The organism is Bacteroides sp., assembly GCF_030151085.1.
Taxonomy (GTDB): Bacteria; Bacteroidota; Bacteroidia; order Bacteroidales; family Bacteroidaceae; genus Bacteroides.
The window spans coordinates 1-10346 of sequence record NZ_JASLER010000050.1; the positions used below are offsets into that span (position 1 = coordinate 1).

Annotated in this window: 8 protein-coding genes; 3 read left to right on the forward strand and 5 right to left on the reverse strand. The window is 42.9% G+C overall.

The window, feature by feature from the left end:
- The 4 genes from Q1W14_RS09840 to Q1W14_RS09855 all read right to left on the reverse strand — a co-directional run.
- Nucleotides 1-1836, reverse strand: a 1836-nt coding sequence (locus Q1W14_RS09840; protein ID WP_300701194.1) for a glycoside hydrolase family 3 C-terminal domain-containing protein, incomplete at its 3' end; no start/stop codon positions are given.
- 96 nt (nt 1837-1932) lie between these two features.
- Entirely contained in the window at nt 1933-3186 is a 1254-nt protein-coding gene (locus Q1W14_RS09845; protein ID WP_300701195.1) for a glycoside hydrolase family 5 protein, read from the reverse strand.
- Nucleotides 3187-3245: 59 nt separating this feature from the next.
- Nucleotides 3246-4736, reverse strand: a complete 1491-nt coding sequence (locus tag Q1W14_RS09850) for a glycoside hydrolase family 30 beta sandwich domain-containing protein (protein ID WP_300701197.1) — start codon at nt 4734-4736, stop codon at nt 3246-3248.
- A 184-nt stretch (nt 4737-4920) separates the two neighbouring features.
- Nucleotides 4921-6513: a DUF6377 domain-containing protein gene (locus Q1W14_RS09855; RefSeq protein WP_300701199.1), complete on the reverse strand. Its 1593-nt coding sequence runs from the start codon at nt 6511-6513 to the stop codon at nt 4921-4923.
- Nucleotides 6514-6607: 94 nt separating this feature from the next.
- Between Q1W14_RS09855 and Q1W14_RS09860 the strand changes: the two genes are divergently transcribed.
- Together Q1W14_RS09860 and Q1W14_RS09865 are read left to right on the forward strand one after the other, a co-directional pair.
- Entirely contained in the window at nt 6608-7792 is a 1185-nt protein-coding gene (locus Q1W14_RS09860; protein WP_300701201.1) for a DUF5009 domain-containing protein, read from the forward strand.
- 2 nt (nt 7793-7794) lie between these two features.
- Nucleotides 7795-8367, forward strand: coding sequence for an epoxyqueuosine reductase QueH (locus Q1W14_RS09865; RefSeq protein WP_300701203.1), 573 nt, complete (start codon nt 7795-7797; stop codon nt 8365-8367).
- A 629-nt stretch (nt 8368-8996) separates the two neighbouring features.
- Here the strand turns inward: Q1W14_RS09865 and Q1W14_RS09870 are convergent.
- A complete protein-coding gene (locus Q1W14_RS09870) occupies nt 8997-9476 on the reverse strand; it encodes a porin family protein (RefSeq protein ID WP_300701205.1) in 480 nt (159 codons plus the stop codon).
- Nucleotides 9477-9678: 202 nt separating this feature from the next.
- Here Q1W14_RS09870 and Q1W14_RS09875 point away from each other — a divergent pair.
- A partial coding sequence (locus tag Q1W14_RS09875) for an alkaline phosphatase (protein ID WP_300701207.1) occupies nt 9679-10346 on the forward strand: 668 nt, incomplete at its 3' end.

Here is a 10346-nt window from a genome sequence, read left to right on the forward strand (position 1 = left end):
TAACGGTTTAACCTTCTTCTGTTTGTCAGCCCAACGGTATCCTACGAAAATACCTTCGTTATACTTGATGTCGATAGTCTTACGACTACTTTCGCCGGTATATTCACCCAAGCTATGAGCAGGAACATCTTCCAGCTTCACGGGGAAAGTAAACGGCAATTTACCTGAAGGATTCACATCACCCATCAAAACTGCTGCAAGAGCACTTCCGGCTTCCGAACCCAAGTACCAATCCTGTACAATAGCAGGAACTTCGTTTACCCAAGGCATGGCGATGGCGTTACCAGAGATATTCACTACAACCAGGTTCTTGTTTGCTTTAGCCAAAGCAGAAATTACTTCATCTTGTCCGTAAGACAAGTTCAGTCCCTTACGGTCAGAGTCTTCGCAATCCTGATGATTACTCTTATTCAAACCACCGATGAAGATTACATAATCAGCATCAGCAGCTACTTTCACAGCCTCAGCAATCAGCTCCTCGGGAGTACGGTCGTCTTTCAGGTTCTGACCGGTTACTACGCCGTTGTATTCGCCGGTTGCATCGCCCACATATCCACGGGCATACACGATTTCGGCTTTATCACCCACACGTGCTTTGATACCATCCAACGGAGAGAGTTCGCGTTGTACTTTCAGTGAAGAACTACCACCACCTACAGTCATCATCTTAACGGCGTTCTCGCCAATCACAGCAATCTTCTTAGCCTTATTCAAATCTATCGGAAGAACGGAGTTCTTGTTCTGCAACAATACGATACCTTCTTCACCAATGCGACGGGCAGCTTCGTAATGTTCCGGAGAAAGCAGACTACCGAAAGGACGGTTCAGATCCATTGTAGTGCGGAAAGCAAGACGTAAGATGCGGCGTACTTTATCATCCAATTCTTTTGTACCTACTTTACCTTCCTGAATACGCTTCAGATAAGGCATTGCCAGATAATAATTGTCGTATGCATTGCTGGTACCTTGAGAAAGGCCATTGGTCCAGCTACCAAATTCCATATCCATGCCGTTGGTGATAGACTGGTCTGTATCGTGTACACCACCCCAGTCGGAAACAACAACACCGTCGAAGCCCCATTCACCTTTCAGAATATCGTTTAGCAGATATTGGTTGTGGCAAGCGTGCTGACCTTTATAAAGATTGTAAGCACCCATGATAGCCCATGCATTACCTTCCTGAACAGCAGCTTTGAAAGCCGGCAGATAGATCTCATAGAGGGCACGGTCATCTACAATCACGTTGGTTGTGTGGCGGTTCACTTCATGGTTGTTCAATGCGTAGTGCTTTACACAAGCGGCAACACCGTTCTGCTGTACACCTTGTACGTATGGAACCACCATACGACCTGCCAAATAGGGGTCTTCACCCATATATTCAAAGTTACGTCCGTTCAACGGAGTACGGTAGATATTCACACCGGGACCCAACAAAACGGTCTTATTACGATAGCGAGCCTCTTCACCGATGCTCTTTCCATAAAGCATAGACATTTCAGGATTCCAGGTAGCTGCCAAGCAAGTCAGTGCAGGATAAGCCACACAAGAGTCATTCGTCCAACCTGCCTGATCCCATTCGTCCCACAATACTTCAGGACGGATTCCGTGAGGGCCGTCGGTCATCCAAAACTCAGGAATACCCAAACGAGGCACACCAGCGCTGCTGAATTTTGACTGTGCATGTACCATCGCTACCTTTTCTTTCAGTGTCAAGCGACTTAATGCATCTTCCACTCTCTGCTCAATGGGTTTGGTTGCGTCCAAATAAACAGGCTTCTGCTGTGCCGACAAAGGCAATACAACAGCTAATGCCAAACCGAGTAATACTTTCTTCATTCGTTCTTATTTTTATATATGTATTTATATCATTTATCAGACACTTGTGTTTATCGCGAGAGACACCAGTGTCTATCAAGAGGTCAGCAAAGTTAATCATTTTTTCATTCCCAATGATTGGATATATCCCTCTTGTACTACACAATTCTTCAGTTTGCAAGCTTCAATAAAGTCCATCATTGCCTTGCGTGACATTGCCTGATCGGGGCGGGCTTCACGAATTTCTTTGTATGTGGCACGTGGAGCTTCAGAGAAATACACAACATTCGCCCAGTTCTCCGGCGGAGTGATGCCTACAAAAGAGGAACCATCCATCTTCTTATAAGGCCAGAAAGTATAACCGATATTGTTTTCACGCATTGTCTTGCAGAAAGCAGCTTGCCACTCATCCGTATTGTGTCCTATTTCACCCATGTACATCGGCAGATTCACACTGTCACGGAAGCTAATGTAAGATTGAATAGCCTCTTTCGATGTCCCGCCGCCATAACGATGGCAAGTGTACATAATCTTATCATCGAACTTGGAATCTTTGAACGGTTTGAAGTTACTATTCCATTGCGAACCACCCAATAAGATAATATGATTCTTGTCTACTTCACGAATAGCAGCTACACCTTTCTTATACACCTCTTCCAATTTTCCGTTCAGTTCATCCACATTCTCGAAATAAGGAGCGATGGGTTCATTGAAAAGTTCGTAACCCAAGATTACCGGTTCATTCTTATATCGGTCGGCAATATTACGCCAGATATCACAGTAGAGTTGCTGGCTGGCTTCACTATCGAATAACCAGGGATAGCCGTAGCTATCGTCAATGTTATCCCCCGTCTGTCCGCCGGGAGCATCGTGCATATCCAGAATGAGGTAAAGGTCTGCTTCGCGGCACCAGTTAACCAAGCTGTCTACACGGGCAAATCCATCTTGATTGGCAGTCAAACCCATATAATCTTCATCCGTAAATAGTTTGTAGTGGAAAGGCAGACGGATCGTATTAGCCCCCGTATTCTTGATAAACTGAATATCTTCACGGGTTACATAATTGTCCTTGAACGCTTTCCAAAACTCATTAGTAAAGTCCGGGCCAACCAATTGGCTGAACATCTCATTAATGAAACGTCCCGAATTCGTCTTACTGAACTTAAACATATAACCTTCCGGATTCAACCAATTGCCAAGGTTCGTACCCATTATAAATAGTTTGCTTCCATCGGGCTTAACCAAATCTTGTCCTTGAATGGTAATGAAGGCATCAGAAGAAACCTGTTCCGCAGCCTTCTTCTCGCTGCATCCCATTGTACCCAACGCAAGCAGGGCAATAGAAAGAGTTGTTGTTACTAAATGTTTCATGCGTAATATAATTTGGGGTTATTATTATTGATTCATGTTTGTGTGTGAATAATGCCTTGTTATCTTTTCCAACGATAGGAAGCTACCGATTTGCCCGGTATCGTACAATCTATATAATTCTTTCCATCAGCAGTCAGGCTTATACGAGCAATGCCTTCATTCTCGTTCAATACGACAAAAGCAACCGTTCCATCGAGATTTTCGAATGCAGAGCACATCAAGCCCTTGGTAGAATTACCGCTATTTTCAATGCGATATGCGCCCGGTTTTACTACCGATGACAAATGACCGATAATGTAATAATGTGAGTTATTAGTAATCGTCTTATAATTGGAGCGATCAATATCTACCGCACCGTAGCAAGTCTGGCACCCACCCTCACGATTAGGACCACGCTCCGAGTCGAGCATCAGGTTCCAGACAATGACACCTTTACACCAGTTATTCACTGTACCCAAAGCTACTTCACGCATATCATCCATCAGACGTTTCTGTAGATTACGTCCATCATTCCACATACCGATAGAGGTTTCGGTAAAGATAAGCTCTTTATCGGGACGCTGACTTTGAATATCATTCAGTTCCTCGCGATTACCTCCATAGTTGTGGTAGGCTGCACCGGTCAGGAAAGAGGCGGCTACTTCGTCATCATACATTTTGATAGGATAATCGTTCTGGTCTGCCATCTTATCATAGTTATAATTATGGTCGAAAGCATAGATTTTAGTATCCAGTCCGGCAGCTTTGAGGGCAGGACCAAGAGCTTCTTTCACGAATGCCAGTTCTTCTTTCCATCCCATGAATAAAGAAGCTGAATTTCCCCTATTCAACGGTTCATTTTGAGGAGTAATGGAATAAATCTGAATGCCTTCTTTGTTGAAAGCCTGTATCCACTTTACGAAATAAGTAGCGTAATCTTGATAGTAATCCGGATTCAACTGACCGCTTGTCCAGGAATCAAAAGGTTTCTTCTCATCCAGATTGTTCACCTTCATCCATTTGGGAGAAGTCCAGGGAGAACCCAGGATCTTGATTGCCGGATTGATTGCCAGAATCTCTTTTAAGATAGGTATAATGTAATCCTTTTCCTCGCTTTGCAAAGCGAAATTCTCTATACCCGGCTTATCACAACAAGTATATTCACTCAGTGAGAAGTCCGAACAACCGATGGAAATACGGATATAGCTAAATCCCAGTCCGTCTTTATCAGAAAAAGTCTTGGTCAGGAACTTTGCACGGTCGGCAGGAGCCATCTTCATTAGATTATAGCATGTGGAACCGGTAACAGCAGCTCCAAATCCATCCATCGACTGATAACGCACAGCCGGATTTAATGTAATCACTTCTGCAAACTTTGGTTTAGCAGAGAAGCTCAAAGTCGTTTCGTTAAAACTTTGTGCACGGTCGGCAGTCGTAGTTAATGCCGTTACTTTACCTTCAGGTGTTGCCGGTTCAGAAGGTGTTTCTGCTGCCGGAACAGAATTATTGCCACAAGCAATTGCCGCAACCGACATACAACAACCTAATAAGAGAGGAAATTTTAATTTCATGGTATCGTCTTTAATGGTTTAAACTTTCCCAAAGTTAGGAAAGATAAGAACACACCGTACCGACGAAATAATAATAGGTGGAATACTAAAGGCTATATACATACTTAACATACTAATAAACAACAAGATGAGAAACAGTAGTGAACATCAAAAAGTGGATACAAAAACCCCAATTGACGTATTGTTAACGTATCATCATCAAGTGCATTTCAAAGTTTTCCCGAGAGATGCGGGCCTTACTTTTTACCTTAGCACGATAATTATAGATAGTGTTTACTGAATAGCGAAGAAACTCTGCGATCTGAGAACTATCATCAATACCCAAGCGTATCAAGGCAAAGATACGAAGTTCGGTATTCAGCAATTCACCTTTGCGAAGTACGATGCGCTCTTCAGGTTGTAGCAAATCATTGAACTTATCAACAAAATCCGGAAAAAGATTCAGGAAAGCAGTATCGAAGTTTTCATATAACTCCTTCAAGCCCGCATCCAGCACTTCACGGGATCGTACCATCTTCAAGAGTTCCTCTGTCTGCCCCGCCGATATTTTTTTATTGACCATTCTGCGATAGGTATCCAGTCGATTTATATAAATGGAACACAAATTCATAAACCGTCCTATATATTCCTCCTTAATATGATTGGAGATATGCAACTGTTCATTAGCCTGTTCCAGGTTATTGCGGGCTACAGAAAGGCGTTTCATCTGCCGGTAAATGTAGGCGACTGCGGCAACCAACAACAAAGTCAATGCGCTGATTAACCCAATATACAGACGAAGTCGGTCATTTTGCTTCTCACGCATAGCCTGATAAGTGAGATCTATCAACGAAAGAATTCCCGCAGTTTGCAAACTACGACTACGAGCATTGTATCGGTTCGTTTCATTCCACGAAAAGCGGATGTATTGATAGGCACGCTCAATATCACCTTCTTCATAAAGCAATTGTGCCAAATTCCAAAGAGAAGCATGATCGGTGATTGCCAACTGGATATCAGTCAGTGCAGACAATGTCAGATAACGTTTCTCTGCTTCTTTATCCCCCATCTGCCGGTAGAGTTGTGAACGATGATAGGTAACCAATGCATATTCAGGAGAATTCAGTTCTACGTTAGCCAGACGTTTGTCATTAATGCTCAAAGCCAATTGTAAATTCCCGGCCGCCGCCTCGCGCATCTCCTTCCGTTCCATATAAAGAGCCGAAGTTGGCGGAAGCACCTGCATCAATGAATCATCATAATTGACGGATAGTTTCTGATAGCGTTTTCTAAAAGAATTGTCTTGTGTAAAGGCTCTTAGTTCTTCATATAGATGACGGTAGCAGTTGTAATAATCGGGTAACAAACGGTCGGGCAGCAATTCTCTATCAATCTGCCCTAACAAATCGGTAGCCTCCTCATACATTCCTGCGGAAGCCATCAGATAGGCAAGTTCCAGTCGGGTTTCAGCAGCAGCATCCTGTTGTTTGTGTAGCTCTGCCCAGTCCAGATTGACATTGAGGTAATAGATGGCAGAATCACAGATGTAAGCTTTATATTCTTTATAAATTTCCCCATTCCATCGAAAGAAAGAGGTGCTGGTTGTATCTACATCGAGCAGTTGATTCTTCAATTTCTCAATACGTGCCTTACGTATAGCTACATATTGCTCGTGCGCACCGATTGCTTCATCAAGTGAAGATGTCAATGCAGCAACAGTCAACGAATCGGCAGAAGCTACCATATTCTGCGCAATCGCAACAATGAAAAGACAAAAGAATAGTAGTTTCCTTTTCATGGCAACAAAGATAACAAGAAATCCTACAAAGCTATAGCACCCCAAAAAATAGTTTCTTATATTTGCGACTTAAACCCCCAAAATTAAAACACTTATGAAAAACTTAGCCTCCCAACGAGTAGCTGCGGTCGATGTATTCCGTGCACTTACCATGTTCCTTATGCTCTTCGTAAACGACATTCCCGGTCTGAAAAACGTTCCTCACTGGCTGATGCATGCAAAGATCGACGAGGACATGTTGGGATTCTCCGATACCATTTTCCCGGCTTTCCTTTTCTGTATGGGTATGTCCATTTCGTTTGCCATACAAAACCGTTACAAGAAAGGAGACACTACGCTTCAAGTTATTTCACATGTATTCTGGCGCACGGTGGCATTGTTAGCTATGGGATTGTTCTCACTCAATAGTGGCGACATTGAGGGCGGATTATCTCACCCATGGTTTTCTATACTGATGGTGATCGGCTTCTTCCTGACCTGGGGTGTTTATCCGAAGGCTGAAGGTTCAAAAAAAGCCCTTTTCACCGCAATGAAAATAGCTGGCGTACTGCTACTGGCATTTCTTGTTGTCTATAAAGATATGAATGGAAAGCCTTTCCAAGTTAGTTGGTGGGGCATTTTGGGACTGATTGGCTGGACGTATGCCGTATGTGCAGGTATTTATCTGTTTACTCGCGAGAGCTTGCGTAATAATGCCATTGCTTGGTTTGTTGTAGTGTTGCTTGCCGTACTCAGCCATTCAGATTTGATACCGGGTGAATATGGCAGCCGGATTGTCTTACTACCTTTCATTCCTAGTGATTGGACGCTACATGCTTTCGGTATGTCCGGTCTGCTGACCTCTCTATTGATGCAACAATATGCCGACCGTGCCAAACCTGGGAAATTCATCGGTATGCTCTGTATCCTTGGTGTAGGAATGCTTGTTCTTGCCCTCATCTCCCACCCGTACTGGATTATCTCTAAAATACAAGCCACTCCAAGCTGGTTATTCTATTGCCTTGCTGCTTTCTTCCCGCTATTCGGCTTCTTCTATTGGCTGACGGATGTAAAAGGCAAAACCAACTGGTTCAATATCATCAAGCCAGCCGGTACTGCGACATTGACTTGCTACATCATTCCTTATATATGGTATGCCGTTCAACAATTACTAAATCTGCACTACCCCGAAGTATTGGGAAGCGGTGCCCCCGGACTGCTCAAATCACTGGTATTCTCCCTCATCATTGTGCAGTTCACCGGCTTACTGGTAAAAGGAAAGATTAAATTAAAAGTATAATCATGCTAAGGATTCAGACCCCAAACGGAGAAAACAAGGTGCTATTGCACTCCTGCTGTGCACCTTGTTCTTCGGCTATCATCGAATGTATGTTGGAAAACGGCATTCGTCCAACTATATTTTATTGTAATCCCAATATTTATCCGCAGGAGGAATACGAGATCAGAAAAAATGAAGCCATCCGCTTTGTAACCTCCAAAGAGCTCGATTTCATCGATGCAGATTATGATTATGCACACTGGTTGCACACCATAAAAGGTTTAGAGAACGAACCGGAACGAGGCGGGCGTTGCCTGAAATGCTTTACTTTGCGCCTAACGGAAACTGCCCGATATGCATCAGAGCATGGGTTTACACTGTTCACCACTACCCTTGCCTCTTCACGATGGAAAAGTCTGGAGCAAATTAATAAAGCAGGAAAACAAGCTGCTGATCTCTATCCCGGCACCGAGTTCTGGGAACAGAACTGGCGTAAAGGTGGGCTTCAAGACCGGCGGAATGAGCTCCTTAAAGAATATGACTTCTATAACCAGCAATATTGTGGTTGCGAGTTTAGTATGCAGATGAAAAAATAATCTGTGTAACCTGATAATCAGCGTAATCTGTAGTCAAAGAAACATTCATAGTTTTCCCGTTTCGAATTAGGCATCATCTGTTACAGGGATCTATATATCCAGTCTGTTGCATCTATATTTCCAGAACACGGCATCTATACATCCAGCGAGTGGCATCTATAGATCCAGTAAATGCCACACCTCAGCAGATGAGATGGCTGGCATTTGCCTTGAAAACCTCTGTGATTTTGGCGAAAATCCCCGGCATTCCAGACGTTGAAGTGTGGCAAAACGGATAGTGTGTTTACCCTAAACAGATGATGCGTTTGGGCTAAACAGATGGTCTGTTCGGGGTAAACGCATCATGCATTCCGATATCTGCAAGATATTAACAGCAAGGTGGAAGCAAAATTTGCCTCCACCTTTTTAATTTGCTTCCACAGCACCTGTAATGCCGATGAACAGAGAGATACAGAAAAAAGGTGGAGGTGTGGAGGTGGAATGCATAAACTCTGCTTTGTTTGAGCATTCAAACATCCTTCTTTGGGAGATTTAAACCGGAGAAGTAGCAAATAAAAAACCGAAACACAACATTAAAAGCTGTGTTTCGGTATATATTGCCTAACAGAAGATGTTAGATAAGCGTAAACTTAGAGTCCAAAAGAAATACCTACATTAAACACCAACTGGTTCCAATTATCGATAATCTGATATTTAAGTCCCAAGTCAAGAGTTACATTAGAAGCTATTTTAAAGTCAACACCAGCACCTAAGTTAATAGCTATTTGCCCATCGTTCAGACCACCTTTCCATAATTCGGAATGGAGTTTGGTATTGGCATATTCCAAACCCGCCAAAGGATAAACGGAAATCTTGCTGGCTACAGGAATTACATAATGCATGTTAGCTCCCAAATCCCACATAGAAACATAATCGTGCTTGAAGTAGTAATTAAAGACAGGCTCGATACGCCAGTTATCGGTAAAAGAATAGCGATACTTAACACCGAGACCAATATTTCTTTCATTACTAAAATTTAAGTTAGCGCCCAGTGACGATTCACCCTTCTGTGCGAACGATGTTGTAGCAAAAGCACACAAACAGATCAATAGAACAAGAAATTTCTTCATAAGCAATTTCAGTTTTAGTTAATGATTGGTGCCAAATTTACTATTAATAATCAAAATAACGAATAATAGGTAATAAAAACATTGACATTTTACATTCTCTGCTCTAAATTTGCGAGTATCAAAAGTTATTGCGTATTTTGGTATTTCATCCGAAAGAAAGATGTCAGACCCTAAACAACCGAAACAATTAAAAAACAGATAAATGAAAAAAGTAACTATCTCACTGATTTTATCCTTCCTTGCAGTGTGCTTTATTTCTACTCCTTGCCACGCCAAAGGAAAAGCAAAACACGTAGTATTAATCGGCCTCGACGGCTGGGGTGCTTACAGCATTCCCAAAGCAGAAATCCCAAACATCAAACAATTAATGAAAGACGGCAGTTATACGTTGGAAAAACGTTCTGTACTCCCCTCTTCAAGTGCCGTCAACTGGGCTTCCATGTTTATGGGTGCCGGTCCCGAGCTACATGGATATACGGAATGGGGTTCAAAAACACCTGAATTGCCCTCACGCGAAACAAACCAACACGGAATATTTCCTACTATCTTTTACTTGCTGCGCAATGCCCAACCCAAAGCTGAAATAGGCTGCCTATACGAGTGGGACGGCATCAAATATCTGGTTGATACTCTATCTATGAGCCATCATGCGTTAGCTCCCGATTACAACGCTCATCCTGAAGCATTATGCGGTATGGCAGAAGAGTACATCAAAGAAAAGAAACCGACATTACTTGCCGTATGCTTTGACAACCCCGACCATGTAGGACATCAGGCAGGACATGATACACCCGAATATTATGCCAAATTGAAAGAACTGGATACTTACGTCGGCCGTATTGTGCAAGCTGTAAAGGATGCAGGCATGCT